This window comes from Neoroseomonas lacus (assembly GCF_014644535.1).
In the GTDB taxonomy this organism is placed as follows: Bacteria; Pseudomonadota; Alphaproteobacteria; order Acetobacterales; family Acetobacteraceae; genus Neoroseomonas; species Neoroseomonas lacus.
In genome coordinates, this window is sequence record NZ_BMKW01000005.1 from 95,655 (window position 1) to 113,128 (window position 17,474).

At 68.9% G+C, this 17,474-nt stretch carries 21 protein-coding genes; 18 read left to right on the forward strand and 3 right to left on the reverse strand.

Annotated elements, in window-relative coordinates:
- Window position 1: 1 nt before the first annotated feature.
- From IEY36_RS11155 to IEY36_RS11210, 12 genes are all read left to right on the forward strand, one after another.
- Entirely contained in the window at window positions 2–1,066 is a 1,065-nt protein-coding gene (locus IEY36_RS11155; RefSeq protein WP_188967145.1) for an ABC transporter ATP-binding protein, read from the forward strand.
- Window positions 1,063–1,893, forward strand: a complete 831-nt coding sequence (locus IEY36_RS11160) for an ABC transporter permease (RefSeq protein ID WP_188967146.1) — start codon at window positions 1,063–1,065, stop codon at window positions 1,891–1,893. The genes IEY36_RS11155 and IEY36_RS11160 overlap by 4 nt, the downstream gene beginning before the upstream one ends.
- Window positions 1,890–2,687, forward strand: coding sequence for an ABC transporter permease subunit (locus tag IEY36_RS11165; RefSeq protein ID WP_229681252.1), 798 nt, complete (start codon window positions 1,890–1,892; stop codon window positions 2,685–2,687). Before IEY36_RS11160 ends, IEY36_RS11165 begins: the two co-directional genes overlap by 4 nt.
- 181 nt (window positions 2,688–2,868) lie before the next feature.
- Entirely contained in the window at window positions 2,869–3,705 is an 837-nt protein-coding gene (locus IEY36_RS11170) for a tripartite tricarboxylate transporter substrate binding protein (protein WP_229681253.1), read from the forward strand.
- A 96-nt stretch (window positions 3,706–3,801) separates the two neighbouring features.
- Entirely contained in the window at window positions 3,802–5,004 is a 1,203-nt protein-coding gene (locus IEY36_RS11175) for a pyridoxal phosphate-dependent aminotransferase (RefSeq protein ID WP_188967148.1), read from the forward strand.
- Window positions 5,001–5,468, forward strand: a complete 468-nt coding sequence (locus tag IEY36_RS11180; protein ID WP_188967149.1) for a GNAT family N-acetyltransferase — start codon at window positions 5,001–5,003, stop codon at window positions 5,466–5,468. Before IEY36_RS11175 ends, IEY36_RS11180 begins: the two co-directional genes overlap by 4 nt.
- A 91-nt stretch (window positions 5,469–5,559) precedes the next feature.
- A complete protein-coding gene (locus tag IEY36_RS11185) occupies window positions 5,560–6,762 on the forward strand; it encodes a pyridoxal phosphate-dependent aminotransferase (RefSeq protein ID WP_188967150.1) in 1,203 nt (400 codons plus the stop codon).
- Window positions 6,759–7,763: a GNAT family N-acetyltransferase gene (locus IEY36_RS11190; protein WP_229681254.1), complete on the forward strand. Its 1,005-nt coding sequence runs from the start codon at window positions 6,759–6,761 to the stop codon at window positions 7,761–7,763. The genes IEY36_RS11185 and IEY36_RS11190 overlap by 4 nt, the downstream gene beginning before the upstream one ends.
- Window positions 7,764–8,229: 466 nt before the next feature.
- Window positions 8,230–8,754, forward strand: a complete 525-nt coding sequence (locus IEY36_RS11195) for a DinB family protein (protein ID WP_188967151.1) — start codon at window positions 8,230–8,232, stop codon at window positions 8,752–8,754.
- Window positions 8,751–9,875 (forward strand): PP2C family protein-serine/threonine phosphatase, encoded by a 1,125-nt coding sequence (locus tag IEY36_RS11200; protein ID WP_188967152.1) that lies wholly within the window; start codon window positions 8,751–8,753, stop codon window positions 9,873–9,875. The genes IEY36_RS11195 and IEY36_RS11200 overlap by 4 nt, the downstream gene beginning before the upstream one ends.
- 72 nt (window positions 9,876–9,947) lie before the next feature.
- On the forward strand, window positions 9,948–10,289 hold the full coding sequence (locus IEY36_RS11205) for an STAS domain-containing protein (protein ID WP_188967153.1): 342 nt from the start codon (window positions 9,948–9,950) through the stop codon (window positions 10,287–10,289).
- Complete coding sequence (locus tag IEY36_RS11210) at window positions 10,286–10,738, forward strand: ATP-binding protein (protein WP_188967154.1); 453 nt, start codon at window positions 10,286–10,288, stop codon at window positions 10,736–10,738. The genes IEY36_RS11205 and IEY36_RS11210 overlap by 4 nt, the downstream gene beginning before the upstream one ends.
- Here the strand turns inward: IEY36_RS11210 and IEY36_RS11215 are convergent.
- Window positions 10,728–11,612 (reverse strand): alpha/beta fold hydrolase, encoded by an 885-nt coding sequence (locus IEY36_RS11215; protein WP_188967155.1) that lies wholly within the window; start codon window positions 11,610–11,612, stop codon window positions 10,728–10,730. The genes IEY36_RS11210 and IEY36_RS11215 overlap by 11 nt on opposite strands.
- 134 nt (window positions 11,613–11,746) lie before the next feature.
- Entirely contained in the window at window positions 11,747–12,181 is a 435-nt protein-coding gene (locus IEY36_RS11220) for a cupin domain-containing protein (RefSeq protein ID WP_188967156.1), read from the reverse strand.
- A gap of 149 nt (window positions 12,182–12,330) precedes the next feature.
- On the opposite strand from IEY36_RS11220, the gene IEY36_RS11225 reads away from it, so the two are divergent.
- The 4 genes from IEY36_RS11225 to IEY36_RS11240 are packed head-to-tail and all read left to right on the forward strand — an operon-like array spanning window position 12,331 to window position 14,858.
- A complete protein-coding gene (locus IEY36_RS11225; RefSeq protein WP_188967157.1) occupies window positions 12,331–12,702 on the forward strand; it encodes a MarR family winged helix-turn-helix transcriptional regulator in 372 nt (123 codons plus the stop codon).
- A gap of 57 nt (window positions 12,703–12,759) precedes the next feature.
- On the forward strand, window positions 12,760–13,158 hold the full coding sequence (locus tag IEY36_RS11230) for a carboxymuconolactone decarboxylase family protein (protein ID WP_188967158.1): 399 nt from the start codon (window positions 12,760–12,762) through the stop codon (window positions 13,156–13,158).
- 3 nt (window positions 13,159–13,161) lie between these two features.
- The gene (locus IEY36_RS11235) at window positions 13,162–14,067 is read left to right on the forward strand and encodes an NAD(P)-dependent oxidoreductase (RefSeq protein WP_188967159.1); all 906 of its coding nucleotides are present in this window, start codon (window positions 13,162–13,164) and stop codon (window positions 14,065–14,067) included.
- Window positions 14,064–14,858 (forward strand): N-acyl homoserine lactonase family protein, encoded by a 795-nt coding sequence (locus IEY36_RS11240; RefSeq protein WP_188967160.1) that lies wholly within the window; start codon window positions 14,064–14,066, stop codon window positions 14,856–14,858. Before IEY36_RS11235 ends, IEY36_RS11240 begins: the two co-directional genes overlap by 4 nt.
- Window positions 14,859–14,974: 116 nt before the next feature.
- On the opposite strand, the gene IEY36_RS11245 is transcribed toward IEY36_RS11240, so the two are convergent.
- Entirely contained in the window at window positions 14,975–15,301 is a 327-nt protein-coding gene (locus tag IEY36_RS11245; RefSeq protein WP_188967161.1) for a multidrug DMT transporter permease, read from the reverse strand.
- 131 nt (window positions 15,302–15,432) lie between these two features.
- Here IEY36_RS11245 and IEY36_RS11250 point away from each other — a divergent pair, with 131 nt between their 5' ends.
- Entirely contained in the window at window positions 15,433–16,533 is a 1,101-nt protein-coding gene (locus IEY36_RS11250; RefSeq protein WP_229681255.1) for a glycosyltransferase family 4 protein, read from the forward strand.
- Window positions 16,533–17,438, forward strand: coding sequence for a glycosyltransferase family 9 protein (locus IEY36_RS11255; RefSeq protein ID WP_188967162.1), 906 nt, complete (start codon window positions 16,533–16,535; stop codon window positions 17,436–17,438). The genes IEY36_RS11250 and IEY36_RS11255 overlap by 1 nt, the downstream gene beginning before the upstream one ends.
- The last annotated feature ends 36 nt before the right edge of the window (window positions 17,439–17,474 follow it).

The window sequence follows — 17,474 nt, forward strand, 5'->3', positions numbered from 1 at the left end:
CTTGGCCGGGCCGAACCCGGCCTCCGGCCCTCTGCTGCGCGCCGAGGCCATCACGAAACGCTTCGGCGCGACCCTGGCGCTCGATGCGCTGGACCTGACCATCATCGAGGGAGAATTCTTCGCCCTGCTCGGCGGGTCCGGTTCCGGCAAGTCCACGCTGCTGCGCATCATCGCCGGCTTCGACACGCCGGATGACGGGCGGCTGCTGCTCGATGGCGCGGATATCGTCGCGACGCCGCCCTGGGCGCGGCCGATCAACATGATGTTCCAGTCCTACGCGCTGTTCCCGCATATGAGCGTGGCCGACAACGTCGCCTATGGCCTGCGTCGCGCCGGCACACCGCGCGCGGAGGCGGCACCGCGCATCGCCGCCGCGCTGGCGATGGTCGGCCTGACCGGCTTCGAGCGGCGCCGCCCGCACGAGCTTTCGGGCGGCCAGAAGCAGCGCGTGGCGCTGGCGCGCAGCCTGGTGATGCGGCCACGGCTGCTGCTGCTCGACGAACCGCTCGGGGCGCTCGATGCCGGGCTGCGCGAACGCACCGGCTTCGAGTTGCGCGCCCTGCAGCGCGAGACCGGCGCGGCCTTCGTCATGGTCACGCATGATCAGGAGGAAGCGCTGGCGCTGGCCGACCGCGTCGCCGTGCTGGAGGGCGGGCGCATCGCGCAACTCGGCCCGCCGCGCGCGATCTATGAACGCCCGGCTTCGCGTTTCGTCGCCCGTTTCCTCGGCGCGGCCAATGTGCTGGAAGGCCGCGCCGTGGCGGCGGGCTTCGACAGCACCGAGGCCGGCGCGACCTTCGCAGGCGTTATACCCGCGGACACCGTCGCGGTGGCGCTGCGGCCCGAACGCATCCGCCTGGCGGCGAATGCCACGGGCCCGAACACCGCGCGTGGCGTGGTCGAGGATGCCGCCTTTCGTGGCGACGACACATTGCTGCTGGTGCGCCTGGCCGGCGGCGCATTGCTGCGCGTGGCCCATGCCGAGGAGGATGGCGCGCCACCCGAACGCGGTGGCGGGGTCACCCTCGCCTGGGACGCCGCCGACGTGGTCCCGCTCGCCTCATGAAAGGCCGGCTGGCGGTCCTGCTGCCGGTCTGGGCGTGGCTGCTGGTTTTCGTCGCGGCGCCAGCGGCGATCCTGCTGGCAATCGCCCTCGCCGAGGCCGATTCCGGCGTCCCGCCCTTCCGCCTGGCCTGGTCGTTGACCGGCTTCGCCACGCTGGCCGAGGATCGCTACTACCTCGACGCGGTGCTCACCGCGCTGCGCATCGCGGCGATGACGGCGACGGGCTGCCTGCTCATCGCTTATCCGATGGCGATGGGCATCGCCCGCGCAGCGCCCGGGCGGCGGATGCTGCTGTTGGCGCTGCTGATGCTGCCCTTCTGGACCGGCTTCCTGCTACGGGTCGGCGCCTGGATCGGCTTGCTGCGCGACCAGGGCTGGATCAATGGCATGCTAATGGCGCTCGGCATCACCGAGGCCCCGCTGCCGCTGCTCTACAGCGAGGGAGCCATGCTCGTGGGCATGGTGCATTCCTACCTGCCCTTCGCCGTGCTGCCGCTGTTCGCCGCGCTGCTGCGCCTCGACCCGACCCTGGGGGAGGCGGCGGCCGATCTCGGCGCGGGGCCGGCCACCGCCTTCGTAACGGTGACGCTGCCGGTGACGGCGCCGGCGGCAGCGGCGGGCTTCCTGCTCGTCTTCATCCCGGCCGCCGGCGAATTCGTCATCCCCGAACTGATGGGGCCGCCCGAGGCGCAACTCGTCGGCCGGGTGCTGTGGCAGGAATTTTTTCAGAACCACGACTGGCCCGTGGCGGCCGCCCTGGCCTTGGCGCTGCTGCTGCTGCTGCTGGTGCCGATCCGCCTGTTCCAGCGGTTGGAGGCCCGGCCGTGACGCGCGGGCGCTTCGTCACCCTGGCGATGGCCGCCGGTTTCGCCTTCCTCTGGCTGCCGATCCTGCTGCTGGTGGGCTACGCCTTCAGCGCCGACCGCATCCCGTTCCAATGGGGCGGCTTCTCGCTGCGCTGGTTCGCCGCCCTGGCCGCCGATGACCGGGTGATCGAGGCGGCGAGCCTGTCTCTGCGCATTGCCACTGGGGCGGCAAGCCTCGCGGTGCTGCTGGGTGGCGCGGCCGGCTGGGGGCTGGCGCGGTATGGCCGGTTCCGTGGCCGGGCGTTGTTCGGGGCCTTGATCGGTGCGCCATTGGTGCTGCCCGAGGTGGTCACCGGGCTGTCCCTGCTGCTGCTGTTCGTCGCTCTGGAGAGCGTGACCGGCTGGCCGGCCGGGCGCGGCGCGCTGACCGTGCTGCTGGCGCATGCGACGCTTGGGGCGGCCTTCGTGGCGGTGGTGGTGCAGGCGCGCCTCACCGAGACGGACCGCAGTCTGGAGGAAGCGGCGATGGATCTGGGCGCGACGCCCTTCATCGCCTTCCGCACCATCACCCTGCCGCTGATCGCCCCGGCCTTGGCGGCGGGCTGGCTGCTGGCTTTCACCCTGTCGCTCGATGACGTGGTGATCGCCTCCTTCGTCTCCGGACCGGCGGGTACGACCTTGCCGATGGCATTGTTCGCCATGCTGCGGTTGGGGCTGACGCCTGAGGTCAATGCGCTGGGCGCGGTCGTGGTTATCGGTGTTGGTTCCGTGCTGATCCTGGCGGCGCTGCTGCTGCGCCGCAGCGACTCCCGCTGACACGGAAAGCGGCCTAGCCTTCCGACCATAACGACAAACTCGGGAGAAACGCATGCAACGCAGACAGATGCTCGGTGCCCTGGTTGCGGCCGGCGCACTGGCCCGCCCGCGGCTGACGCAGGCTGCCTGGCCGGCGGATCGGCCGATCCAGGTGCTGGTGCCGGGCCCGGCCGGTGGGGGCATGGACATCCTCGCCCGCACGATCCTGCCCTTCGTCCAGCAGCGTCTGCCACGCGCCACCTTCGTCGTGGTCAACCGCCCCACCGCGGGCGGGCAGCAAGCTTTCGAAGGCATCGCCCAGGCCGCCCCGGACGGCTTCACCCTCGGCGCGGCCCAGGCTCCCAATTCCATTACCCTGCCGATCGAGCGCCAAGTGCGCTATCGCGTTCAGGATTTCACGTTCCTTGGCAACGTCATCGAGGATCCATGCGGGCTGTGGGTGAAGGCGGACGGCCCGATCAGCAGCGTGGCCGAGCTTATTGCCGCAGCGAAGGCGCGTCCCGGTCAGGTGACGATCGGCACCGCGGGAGTGGGCAGCGACGATCATTTGCTGGTGCTGGCGCTGCAGGAAGCGACCGGAACCGAATTCTCCCACGTGCCCTTCAACGGTACGCCGCCGATTGTCACCGGCGTACTGTCCCGCAGCATCGATGTCGGGTCGTTCAACATGAGCGAGGGGCTCGGCCTTATGCGCGATGGGCTGGTCCGCGCGTTGGCGCAGGGCGGTGCGGAACGTTGGGCCGGGACCGCGTCGGTGCCGACGTTCCGGGACCTTGGTTTCGCGGTGCTGGGTGGGTCCACGCGCGGCCTGGTGGCGCCGCCCAACCTTCCGGCAGACATGCGCGATCCGTTGCGCACAGCCATTGCCGCGGCCAATGCCGATCCGGCCTGGATCGCCGAGGCGGCGCGGCTGAACCTGCCGCTGCGCCCGATGACGGCCAATGCCCAGGAGCGCCTGTTCCTGGACGAGGACGCCCGCCTTCGCGCTGTCTGGGCCCGCAAACCCTGGCGCGATTGAGTGGATCGCGGGTCCGGGTTGTGCCGAAGCCGGGTTGATGGCCGGAGAGGGCGGGATTAGGGTCCGGCCCTTCCGCCAGAACCCACCGGGACTGCCATGAACCTGATCGCTGACCGCCTGAACCGGATCTCACCTTCCCTGACCATCGCCATGACGGGGAAGGCGCGCGCGCTGAAGGCGGCGGGCAAGGACATCATCGGCCTGTCCTCGGGCGAGCCCGATTTCGACACGCCCCAGAACGTCAAGGACGCGGCGATTGCCGCCATTCAGCGCGGCGAGACCAAGTACACCGACGTTGCCGGCACGATGGAACTGCGCAAGGCGGTCTGCACCAAGTTCAAGCGTGATAGCGGTCTCGATTACAAGCCGGAGGAGATCATCGTTTCCACCGGCGGCAAGCAGGTGATCTTCGACGCGCTGCTCGCCACCATCAATCCGGGCGATGAGGCGATCATCCCCGCACCGTGCTGGGTGTCCTACCCGGACATCGTCGAACTGGCCGAAGGCAAGCCGGTGATCGTGCAGTGCGGCCAGAATGCCGGCTTCAAGATGAGCGCCGAGCAGCTTGAGGCCGCCATCACACCCAAGACCAAGTGGTTGATCCTGAACAACCCCTGCAACCCGACCGGCGCCGCTTATTCCGCCGCGGAGATCAAGGCGCTGACCGATGTTCTGATGAAGCACCCGGATGTCTGGGTCTTCACCGACGATATCTACGAGAAGCTGGTCTACGACGGCTTCAAGGTGGCGACGATCCTGGAGGTCGAGCCGCGCCTGCGCGACCGCACCGTCACCATGAATGGTTGCTCCAAGGCCTATGCCATGACCGGCTGGCGCATCGGCTTCGCTGGTGCGCCCGTCGCGCTGATCAAAGCGATGGACAAGCTGCAGGGCCAGTCCACCTCCGGCACCAGCTCGATCTCCCAGGCCGCGGCGGTCGAGGCGCTGGCCGGCCCGCAGGAGAGCATCGAGGCGATGCGCCTGGTGTACGAACGTCGCCGCAACATGGTGGTGGACATGCTCAATGCCTGCCCCGGCCTGCGCTGCCACAAGCCGGAAGGCGCCTTCTACGTCTTCCCGGACATGCGCGGCTGCATCGGCAAGACCACCGCCGGCGGCAAGAAGATCGAATCCGACGAGGATTTCACCATCGCGCTGCTGGAAGAAACCGGCGTCGCCACGGTGCATGGCGCGGCCTTCCTCTCGCCGGGGCATTTCCGCATCTCCTACGCCACCTCGGATGAGGCGCTGAAGGAAGCCTGCACGCGCATTCAGACCTTCTGCGCCGGGATGGCGTGACGCCAGGCTTCATCCTACGGCCGGTCGAGGAGGCGGATTTCGAACCGCTCCTCGACCTGTCCATCCGCGTGCTGCGCGCCGATCTCGACCGGGTCGGCCGGTTCGACCCCGACCGGCGTCGCAGCCGGATGCGCGCCGGCTTCGATCCGGCCGCGCTGTCGGCCATTGAATGCGATGGGCGGCTGGTCGGCTGCATCGCGGCCATGCCGGAAGCCGACCATGTCGAGATCCATTCCTTCTACCTGGATCCGGCCATGCAGGGGCGCGGCCTCGGCGCGGCCGTCTTCGCCGCGGTCGCCGCGTGCCATCCGGGCCTGCCGTTGCGCATCGAAGTCCTGAAGGGCGCCGCGGTGCATCGCTTTTGGGAAAAGCAGGGCTTCGTCCGCACCGGCGAACAGGCCTTCGACTGGCTTTATGAGCGCCCGGCCCACCATGGCCCGGGACTGCCAGACGCTACGGCTTGAAAGACAACCATCACCGCACCGGGGAATTCCACCCGGCCACGATCTCCTCTAGTTTCGCGACACTGTTCTCCCGAAGGGACGCCGAAAGAAAATGCCAGCTCTTGCCGCTCGTATGAGTGAGGTTTCCATCTCCGCCTCCGTGGTCATGACGATGCGGGCGCGTGAACTCGCGGCTCAGGGGATCAAGGTGATCAGCCTCGGGACCGGTGAACCCGATTTCCCTACCCCGTTGCACGCGATCGAGGCCGCCCACAAGGCCGCGCTGGCCGGCGACACCAAGTACCCGCCGCAGGACGGGACGCCGGAGCTGAAGCGGGCCGTTCAGCGCAAGTTCAAGCGCGACAACAACCTCGACTACGCGCTCGACGAGATCATGGTCGCCAATGGCGGCAAGCAGTGCATCTTCAACGCCTTCATGGCGACGCTCGACCCGGGCGATGAGGTGGTCGTTCCAGCCCCCTACTGGATCTCCTATGCCGACATGGCGAAGATCGCCGGCGGCAAGCCGGTGCTGGTGAGCTGCCCGCAGAACAATGGCTTCAAGCTGCGCCCGGAAGATCTGGAGGCCGCCATCACGCCCAAGACCAAATGGGTGATGCTGAACTTCCCGAACAACCCGACGGGTGCGGCCTGTTCGCGTGAGGAAATGCAGGCCATCGCCGCGGTGCTGAAGAAGCACCCGCATGTCTGGGTGATGACCGACGACATGTACGAACACCTCGTCTATGACGGCTTCGAATTCTGCACGATCGCCGAGGTCGAGCCCGCGCTGAAGGACCGCACGCTCACGGTCAATGGCGCCTCCAAGACCTATGCCATGACCGGCTGGCGCGTGGGCTTCTGCGGCGGACCGAAGCAGCTCATCAAGGCGATGATCAACATGCAGGGCCAGGCGACCTCCGGCGTGTCGAGCGTCGGCCAGGCCGCCGCCGCCGCCGCGCTGGATGGTCCGCAGGACTTGGTGCGCGAGCGTGCCGAGGATTACCGGAAGCGGCGCGACATGGTGGTCGAGATGCTCAACGCCGCCCCCGGCATCGCCTGCCACAAGCCCGAGGGCGCCTTCTACGTGTTCCCCAACATCGCCGGCTGTCTCGGCAAGACCTCGAAGGCAGGCAAGAAGATCGACACCGACACCGACTTCGCCCTGGCCCTGCTCGAGGAGAAGTACGTCGCCGCCGTGCAGGGTGCCGCCTATGGCATGTCACCCTATCTGCGCATCTCCTACGCGACGGACACCGACAGCCTGCGCGAAGCCTGCGGCCGCATCCAGGAGTTCTGCAAGGAACTCGCGTGACAATCACGGCGCCGGTCCTGCGCGAAGGCCGCGACAGCGACGCCGAGGGCTTCATCGCCCTGATCGGCGCCTGTTGGGGCGAATACCCCGGCTGCATCCTGGATGTGGACGGGGAGGTGCCGGAGCTGCGCGCGCTGGCCACCTATTTCCGCGACCAGGGCGGCACACTCTGGGCCGCGGAACAGGATGGCCACATCCTCGGCATGATCGGCACGCGTCCATTGAAGGAGGACGCGGCCTGGGAGATCTGCCGCATGTATGTCGACACCGCGGCGCGTGGTAGTGGCCTCGCGACGCAGTTGCTCGACACCGCGGAAGCCCATGCCCGCGCGGCCGGGGCCGAGCGCATGATCCTGTGGACCGACACGCGCTTCACCCGCGCGCACGGCTTCTATGAAAAGCTTGGCTATGTCCGGCAGGGTTCGATCCGCATTCTGGACGACGTCTCGAATTCCCTGGAGTTCCGCTACGCCAAGCCGGCGGCAGGGCTGGTGGTGGAAGCCCTTGATGCCGCCGGCGCCGCCAGCGCGGAACGCCGGCTCGCCGTGTTGCTGGTCGACTGCGTTGCCGAGGGCGCCTCGCTCACCTTCCAGCCGCCGCTGTCGCGCGACCGCGCGGTGGGCTTCTGGAAAGCCGCCTCGGCGGCGGTGGCGGCGGGCAGCCGCGTGCTGCTCGCGGCCTGGCTCGACGGGCGGCTTGCCGGCTGCGCCATCCTCGATTTCGCGACCGAGGAGACGATGCCGCACGTCGCCTCCATCCGCACCCTGATGGTCGACCCATCGGCTCGCCGGCGCGGCATCGGTCGGGCGCTGATGCGCCGCGCCGAACAGGCCGCGCGCGCCCATGGCCGGCGCATCGTCACACTCGACGCGCGCGCCGGCAGTGCGGCGGAGGCGCTTTACCGCACCGAAGGGTGGCAGGAGCTGGGACAAATCCCGGGCCTGGAACTGAACGCCGCAGGTGAGGCCTGCGCTACCGTCTTCTTCTGGAAGCCAGTCTGACCCTCGACGCTGGCCAGCCGCAACGTGGTTGCGATACCGTAGAGGCTGGAACGGGGACCGTGTTGGCCATCGCCGCTGCCGTTTGATTCATGCTCCGCGCACTAGGGACGATTAGCCTCCATGCCAGACTGACGCCCGCCTTCGCGGATCGCTCGGCGTTTGGCAGCCGGGCGGCACCGGCCTCGTCCGCATGCTCGCCGCTGCGCGTTCAATGCCGGCGCCTGCCGATTCGGCGCGCGGGCCCCGAAGCCGTAGCGGTCGATTGGCGCCGAGACCCGGGCCGAGAGCCATCGCGGATGGTGCGCGCCCGGAACGGGGCTTGACCTCTGGACGATCCCCGCACTGAGTGGGCGGTGGAATGCGCTTCGCTGGCGCGCCCCGTAACTGATGGAGAGGCTGGGCCCAGGGCGCGGTGCGTTTCGACGCTTCGACCAGGAGACCCCACCGGCCCGGCCGAGGAGCATGCATGATCAGCCCCGATTGGTGCCGCATGATGGCGGCCTATAATGCCGAGATGAACCGCCGGACCATTGCCGCCGCGGACGGGTTGGACGATGCCGCCCGCCGGTCTGACCGTGGCGCCTTTTGGGGATCCCTGCATGGCACGCTGTCGCATCTCCTATGGGGCGACACGCAGTGGATGTCCCGCTTCGATGGCGGGGCGAAGCCCCCGGTCGGCCAGAAGGACAGCGCCCGCATGGTCGAGGATTGGGCAGCGCTGAAGGCCGCCCGCGTCGCGACGGATGCGCGGATCGGCGCCTGGGCGGACGGATTGACGGCCGGTCGGCTGGCGGCGCCGGTCATCTGGTTTTCCGGCCAGTCGGGGCGGGAGGTGAGCATGCCGCTGTGGATCGCCGTGACCCATTTCTTCAACCACCAGACGCATCATCGCGGCCAAGCGCATGCGCTGATTACCGCTGCCGGTGCGACGACCGAGGATACCGATCTTCCCTGGGTGGTCGACCTGGCGGCGCTCGGTCTCACGCCGTGACGCCTGACGAGCCCGAGGAGGAGCGTACGACTCTGCGTCGCCCCGTGCCGGGCGTGCTGGCGGCGCCGGTGGTTCACCTGCTCGACATCGAGGCCACGCCTAGTGAGCCGGCGCGGCGCGTGGAGATCGGTCCCGGCCCGCTGACGATCGGCCGTGGCGCCCAGTCGGGCCTGGTGCTGCCATCGGGCGATGTCTCGCGGAACCATTGCGTCATCGCGCTGCACGGGGAGGCGGCGATCATTTCCGATCTCGGCTCGACCAACGGCACCATCGTCGACGGCAAGCGGGTGCATGAGCCGGTGCGCCTGTCCATCGGCGCTAGGTTGACGCTCGGGCCCTTCACCCTGGTCTATCGCAGCGGGCGGGCCGCCGATTTCGCCCGCGGTGAGGAGGTGGAGAAGGACCTCGCCCGTGCCGGCCGCTACGTCGCTGCCCTGCTGCCGCCGCCATTGCCCGAGGGGCCCGTGCGCGCCGATTGGCGCTTCGTGCCCTCGGCCAATATCGGCGGCGACGGCTTCGGCTATGGCTGGCTCGATGAGCATCGCTTCGCCGTCTGGCTGCTCGACGTCTCGGGCCATGGGGTTGGTTCGGCGTTGCTGGCGGCCTCGGTGATGAACCTGCTCCGGGTGCATAGCCTGCCGGGGACGGATTTCACCGACGCTGCCGCGGTGCTCGCCGCGTTGAATGACCGCTTCCAGATGGACCGTCAGGGCGGGCTGTATTTCAGCATCTGGTACGGTGTCTATGACACGCGCAGCCGCATCATCGGTTTCGGCTGCGCCGGGCAGCATCCGGCCTTCATGATCGTGCCGGGGGAGGCGACGCCGCAGCCGCTCTGGGTGAAGAACCCGGCGGTCGGCCTGGCGCCCGACTGGCCCTATCGACGGGCGGAGGTCGCGGTGCCGCCGGGCGCGCGACTGCATCTGTTCAGCGACGGCGCCTTCGAGATCATCACCGCCGACGACCGGCAGCTGACCATTGGCGATTTCCTGCCGCTTCTCGCCGCTGCGCCGCAGCCCGGCCTGCCCGAGCCCGAGCGTCTGTGGCAGGCCGTGCGCGGCGCATCACGTCCGGGTCCGCTCGATGACGACGTCGCGCTGCTGACACTCGATTTTCCATGAGGCGCATGCGATGTCGCGCGGCAGCCCCATGACGGATCGACGTCGGCTTCAGGGCAACAGGGAGGTTCATTGATGGAATTGCAGGTGGTCCAAGACGCCGGGGCGCCGACGCGCCTGGTGCTGGTCGGGCGACTCGATGCGTCCGGGACGGAGAAGGTCGAGGTCCTGTTCATGGCCCGGGTCCGTGCGGCGGCGGGCGACGTCCTGGTGGACATGACGGCGGTCGGCTTCGTCGGCTCGCTGGGCATTCGCCTGCTGATCTCCGCCGCCCGGCTCGCGGAGCGGGCGGGGCGCAAGGTCGTGCTGTTCGGCGCCCAGCCGCCCGTGGCGGAGGTGTTTCGCACCGTTGCCCTGGATGACCTGATCCCGGTCGCGGCCGATGAGGCGGCGGCGCTGGCGCAGCTCGTGGCGTGAGCCTGCCGGAGGCCCCGCGACATACCCTGCGCTTGGTTCTGCGCGACGATCTGGAGGCGCTCAGCGCTGCCCAGATTGCCATTGCCGGCTTCCTGCGCGGTCAAGGTGCCGGCCCGCGCACCACGGCGCGTGCCGAGCTGCTCCTCGAGGAACTGGCGCTCAATACGCTGCGATATGGCTTCGCGGCGGGCAGCGTGCCGGAACTGGCCGTCACCGCCTGGCATGATGGCTCGCACTGCGGCCTCGACATCGAGGATCGCGGCACCGCCTTCGACCCGACCACGGCCGCGCTGCCGGCCCCCGCGCCGACCCTGCGGCAGGCGTCGACCGGTGGGCGCGGTGTGTCGCTGCTGCGGCGAACCGCCGCCGAACTGGCCTATGAGCGCACCGCCGATGGGCGGAACCGGCTGCACCTGGTGCTGCCGGCCGAGGATGCCTCTATCGGCTGAGAAAACCGTCGAGATGGGCGAGGACCGCCTCCGGCGCCTCCTCCGCCAGGTAATGGCCTGACGGGACATCGCCGGTGGTGAGCGGGCCGGAGGCATAGCGGCGCCAGATGGCCGGAGCGTCGTACCATTTCGGGATGCTGCCCTTGCCCCCCCACAGCGCGAGCATCGGGCAGCGCACCGTCTGCCTGGTCGCACGCGAGTCGCGGTCATGTTCAAGGTCGATCGACGTCGCCGCGCGGTAATCCTCGCAGATCGCTTCGATCGTGCCCGGTTCGCGCAACGCGGCGAGGTAGTCTGCGCGCGCCTCGGGATGGAAGAAATCGGCCGGCTTCGGCTCGCGCGAAGTGTGGAAGTCGAACCAGGGTTCGATATCGGCGCGGATCATCGCCTCCGGTCCCGGATGGCGCTGGGCGAGGAAGAACCAGTGCCAGTAGCCCATGGCGAAAGTCATATCGACGCGTTCGAAATGTTCGAGCGTCGGGATGATGTCCATGGTGCAGAGCCGCTCGACCGAATCGGCGTGGTCGAGCGCCATGCGGTGTGCGACGCGCGCGCCGCGGTCATGCGCCACCACCTGGAAGCGGCCGTATCCGAAGGCCTGCATCAACGCGACCAGATCGGCCGCCATGGCGCGCTTGGAATAGGGCGCGTGGTCGTCGCTGACCGGCGGCTTGGCCGAAAAGCCATAGCCGGTGATGTCCGGGCAGATGACCGTGAAGCGCCGGGCCAGCACGGGTGCCACCCTGTGCCACATGGCATGGGTCTGCGGATTGCCGTGCAGCAGCAGCAATGGCGGGCCGTTGCCACCACGACGCAGGCGGAAGCGAGTGCCTGCCGCCTCCTGATATTCGAGCGTGAAGCCTTCGAAGAACATCGGGTCGGTCCCTCCGGCCCGCAGCATCGCATGGGTGGCGCACCCTGTCCCGCCGATCCGGCGCGCAGGGCTGGCGTGACGGCTGCGGGCGAAACAAGGACCCTGTCACCGTTAAGCCGAAAGCTTGGCCGATATCAGGCGGGCACCAGGCCGTGCCGGCGCATGATGTCCTGCATGCGGGTCATGTCGGGCGGGCCGGGTTGGCTGACGGCTTCGGCCATCTCCTCGAAATAGCGGCGGCCGATCGTACCCGGCGCGATGACGATCATCGCCCTCGCCGTGTCCTCGTGCAGGTTGGCGTGGTGATGGACCTTGCCGCGCGGGACGAACACCACGTCGCCTTTGCGGACTTCATGCGCACGCCCGTCCAGCGTCGTCGTCATCGTGCCGTCCAGCCCATGGACGATCTCGTCGCAGCTTTCGTGGAAATGAGGCACGGGCACGCGCGCCTTGGGCGGGACGATGAATTCGAACATCACGACGTCGCCGGCCCCGTCGGTCTCATCGACATGGAAGCGCAGTTCCAGAGCACCGATGCGGACGATGCGAGGGGCAGTCTGGACTTCCATTGCGAGCCTCCCATACGTAAAGTTACTTTACGTCCAAAACGTAAAAAGGCTTTACGTCATTGTCAACGTCGAAATCGCCCCCCAGGACGGACGGCCCGCCCTTTGTCGGTGCCTTGCTCCGGCTGTGCCTCGACCAGGTGCGCGTCCGCATGCGCGACGCGGCCCGGGACGCCGGCTTCACCGACCTGCAGGATGCCCATTGGGCGCTGCTGACCTATCCGGCCCCGGATGGGGTACGGCCGTCGGAACTGGCGCGACGGGCGCATATGTCGCGCCAGGCGGCGAACCACCTGATCGCGCAGATGGAATCGCTTGGCTATTTTGAACGTCGCAGGGTCGGCGATGCGTCGCGGCGTCTCGTCTTCCTCACGCCGCGCGGCCGCGCGCTTTGCGACAGCATCTTCGCCTGCCTGCGCGGCATTCATGCCGAGTGGGCCGATCAGCTCGGTGGGGACCGCTTCGCCGGGCTGCTCGGCGCGCTGCGCCAGCTCGCTCAGCCGGAGCTTCCGGCCACCCGTTGACCGTGCTGCCGCGACGGGCCAGCGTGCGCGCCTCAATGCCCGAGGGAGGGACGCAAGATGTCCGATGATTCCGCGCTGTTCGACAAAGGCCTGCCCATCCGTCGCGCCGTGCTGGGCGCCGAGTATGTGGATGCGTCGATGGCCAAGGCCGACGACTTCATGATGTCCTTCCAGCGCGCCACGACCGCCTGGGCATGGGGCTGGGCCTGGGGCGACCCGACGCTGGACCACAAGACGCGTTCGCTGCTGAACCTCGCCATGCTGACCGCCCTGGGCAAGATCCCCGAGGTGAAGCTGCATGTGAAGGGCGCGCTCAACAACGGCATCACCGTCGACGAGATCAAGGCGACGCTGCTGCACGCCACCGCCTATTGCGGAATCCCGGCTGGCCTCGACGCCTTCAAGGCGGCGCATGAGGTGCTGGTCGCCGAAGGCGCCATTCCGGGGAAGAAGTAAGCCATGGCCGACATCAGGAAGGTCGCCTTCGTCGGCATCGGCAACATGGGCTGGCCGATGGCGGCCAACCTGGTGAAGGCCGGCATCGACGTCACCGTCTGCGACGTGGTGCCTGGTCGCGCCGATGCCTTCGCCGCCGAGACCGGTGGCAAGGCCGCCGTCAGCCCGGCCGCGGCCGCATCCGGTGCCGATGCGGTCGTCATCATCGTGCCCACCAGCAAGCAGGTGGCCGAGGCGGTGGAGGCAATGTCGCCTTCGCTGACGAAGGGCATGCTGGTCATCGACATGACGTCCGGCCAGCCGGGCCGCACGCGGGAGATCGCGGCGGGCCTCGCGGGGAAGGGCGTCGCCATGATCGACTGCCCCGTCTCGGGCGGCGTGCCGCGCGCCAAGACCGGCCAGCTCGCCATCATGGCCGGTGGCGAGGAAGCTGACCTCGACCGCGCCGATGCCGTGCTGAAGGCGATGGGCACCTCCATCCACCGCTGCGGGCCGATCGGCGCCGGGCAGGCGATGAAGGCGCTGAACAACCTCGTCTCGGCGGGCGGCTACCTGATCGGCATCGAGGCGCTGCTGATTGGCCAGCGCTTCGGCCTCGACCCGGCCAAGATGGTCGATGTGCTGAACGCCAGCACAGGCATGAACAATTCGACGCAGAAAAAGTTCAAGGAATACGTGCTGTCGCGTCGCTTCGACGCCGGCTTCGGCCTCGACCTGATGGTCAAGGACCTGTCGATCGCGCTTGAGGTCGGCCGCGAGACGACGACGCCCACCCCCTTCGCGGCGCTGTGCCGGGAGATGTGGGCCTCGGCCGCCGCGCTGCTCGGCCCGGGACAGGACCATACGGCGGTGGCCAAATTGTCCGAACAGATGTCGGGTACTGTCCTCGGAGGAAACCAAGAAAAATGACATGGGAAGCCTACGCCATCCGCTACGGACGGCATGAGCGCACGGCGCAGTCCAACCACCTGTTGCCGTTGCCCGACCCGCATGAGGCGATGCCGCTCGACTACTACGTCTGGCTGTTGCGCGGCCCGGATGGGCGGGAGATCGTCGTCGATACGGGCTTCGACGCCGAACTCGCCGAAAAGCGCGGGCGCAAGCTGTCGCGCTCTGTCGGCGATTGCCTGACCGCGATGGGCACCGACCCGACCAAGGTGCGGGACGTCATTGTCACCCACCTGCATTACGACCACGCCGGCAGTCTCGACATCTTCCCGGCCGCGCGCTTCCATCTGCAGGAACGGGAGATGCACTTCGCCGTCGGCCGGAACATGTGCTTCCACGCCATCCGCATGCCCTTCGAGGCCGCGCATGTCATCGCCATGGTGCGCGCGCTCTATGCCGACCGCGTGGAATTCCATGATGGCGATGCGGAGGTTGCGCCTGGCGTGACCGTCCACCGTGTCGGCGGCCATTCGGACGGGCTGCAGGTGGTGCGCGTGGAGACCGCGCGCGGGCCGGTGGTGATCGCCTCCGACGCCATGCATTTCTACGCCAATGCGCTGAGCGGGAATCCCTTCCCGATCATCTACGACCTCGGCGCCATGGCGGCGGGCTGGCGGACCGCGAAGAAGTTGGCCGGCGGCGACGACAGCCGCGTCATCCCCGGCCACGATCCGGCGGTGCGCGACCGTTTCCCACCCGTGCCCGGCCAGAATGGCGAAGTCGTCGCGCTGCATCTGCCGCCCGTCGGCTGACGGGCGACCTGCCTGGAGCGGTTTCTGTTCACCCTGGCTCGCGAAAACCGCTCCGGAGGTCTGTTTTCGCGAGCCTCTTCAGCCGATCAAGTGATGCGACCTGATCGGGATCTGCTCTAATCGAAGAAGATGACCAGGCCCGAGAGCAGCCCGGCGGCGCAGAAGATCAGCGACAGGCCTGGCCAAGTCCGCATCGGCCCGCGCATGCCGATGAGCGCATTGCCCGCCAAGGACGCCATCACGGCGGCCACCGGCTGGGACCAATGATACTTGACGAAGCCCCAGACAATCAGGCCCAGCCACATCCAGAAGGCGAGCTTCGCGGCGACGCTCCAGACGGTGTCGGCGACGGTGGAAGCCGGGCGCATTTCCGGCGCCGCGGATTTCGACCGGATGAAGCTTCCCGCCGAGAGAAGCATCATGGCCATGAAATAGGTGGACATGGCTCCCTCTTGCTTCCCGCGCTGCTTCTGCGCAAGACCCTCCGTGACCCGCCGCGCCCTTTCGAACGACGCGCAGGGGGGTCGCAAAGGGAGCCACCATCCTGCACGCCGCAACGCCCGCCATCCTGCAGGTGCTGCCCTCCCTCGTCTCGGGCGGGGTGGAGCGCGGCACGCTGGAGATCGCCGAGGCCCAGATCGCGGCCGGCATGCGCGCGATCGTCGCCTCCGCCGGCGGGCCGCTGGTGCCGGCGCTGGAAGCGCTCGGCGCGCGCCACATCACCCTGCCGCTGGCCACCAAATCGCCGATCGGTATCTGGCACAATGCGGGACGCCTCGCCGAGGTGGTGCGGGCCGAAGGGGTTGGCATCCTGCATGCGCGGTCGCGCGCACCGGCCTGGTCGGCGATGCTTGCGGCGAGGCGCACCGGCGCGCGATTCGTCACTACCTATCACGGCACCTACAACGAAGGCTTCCCGGGCAAGCGGCTGTACAATTCCGTCATGGCGCGGGGCGATCGCGTCATCGCCATCAGCCGCTTCATCGCTGCGGTGGTGCGCGACCGGCACGGCGTCAGTGACGACCGCCTGCGCATCATCCCTCGCGGCATCGATGAGCGCCGCTTCGACCCCGCCGTCGTGTCGCCCGACCGGGTGGCGGCGTTACGCGCGGCCTGGGGCGTCGAGCCGGGCCGCCCGGTGGTGATGCTGCCGGCGCGGGTCACGCGCTGGAAAGGGCAGGGCGTGCTGGTCGAAGCCATGGCCCGGCTGCCGGGCGACGCGCAGGCGCTGCTGGTCGGCGATGCCGGCGCCAAGCCAGTTTTCGAGGGAGAATTGCGCGCCCGCATAGCCGAACTTGGCCTAATCCGGCGCGTCAGGCTGGTCGGCCATGCGGCGGACGTGCCGGCGGCGCTGTTGCTGGCCGATGTGGTGGTACACGCCTCGACCGATCCCGAGGCCTTCGGCCGCACCGTCATCGAGGCGCAGGCGATGGAACGCTGCGTTATCGCCAGCGATCTCGGCGGGCCGACCGAGACGGTGGAGCATGGCGTCACCGGCTGGCGCGTGCCGCCCGGGGACCCGACGGCGCTGGCCGAGGCAATCGGCCGGGTGCTCGCCATGGCGCCGGCGGAGCGTGCGGCGGCAGGTTCGCGGGCGCGGTCGGCGGTGCTGGCGGGCTACACCACGGCGCGGATGCAGGCGGCAACCCTCGCCGTCTATCGCGAGTTGCTGTGATGCGGGTGCTGGTCATCAAGCTCGCCGCGCTGGGGGATTTCGCCCAGGCTTTCGGCCCTTTCGCGGCGATCCGCGCGCATCATCCGGATGCGCGCATCACGCTGCTGACGACGAAGCCCTACGTGCCGATCGCGCGGCTCTCCCCCTGGTTCGACGAGGTCTGGGAGGATGGGCGACCCGACTGGACAGATTTCCCCGCGGTGTTCCGTCTGGCGCGGCGGCTGCGCCGTGCCGGCTTCGATTGGGTTTATGACCTACAGACCTCCACCCGGTCGTCGCGCTATCGCTGGTTCGTTGGGCGGCGGGCGGCATGGTCGGGCATCGCACCGGGGGCCTCACACCGCCATGCCAACCCGCGGCGCGACCTGATGCATACGGTGGAGCGCCAGCGCGAGCAGCTGGCGCTGGCCGGCATTCAAGACTTTCCGGACCCGGACCTTTCCTGGCTGGATGCCAATGTGGCGCGCTTCGACCTGCCCGAACGGTTCTGCCTGCTGGTGCCCGGAGCTTCGCCGGGCCGCCCGGCCAAGCGCTGGCCGGAGGCTCGCTTCGGCGCGCTGGCGGGGGGGCTCGACCTGCCGGCGGTGGTCATCGGCGGGCCGGCGGAGACGCCACTCGCCGCGGCGATTGCGGCGGCCGCGCCCGGCACGCGGGACCTCACCGGCCAGACCAGCTTCGCCGATATCGCCGCCCTGGCGTGCCGCGCGGCCTTCTGCATTGGCAATGACACCGGGCCGACCCATCTGATCGCCGCGGCCGGTTGCCCGACCCTCGCGCTGTTCGGCGAGGACAGCGACCCGGCGCTCTGTGCCCCGCGTGGCCCACGAGCCACCTTTCTGCGCCATGTGCCGCTTTCGGCCCTTGAACCGGCCGCTGTCGAGACGGCGGTTGCAGGCCTGACTTGACCCGGCGGGGTGCGGTGCCCATGGTCCGCGCCCTCT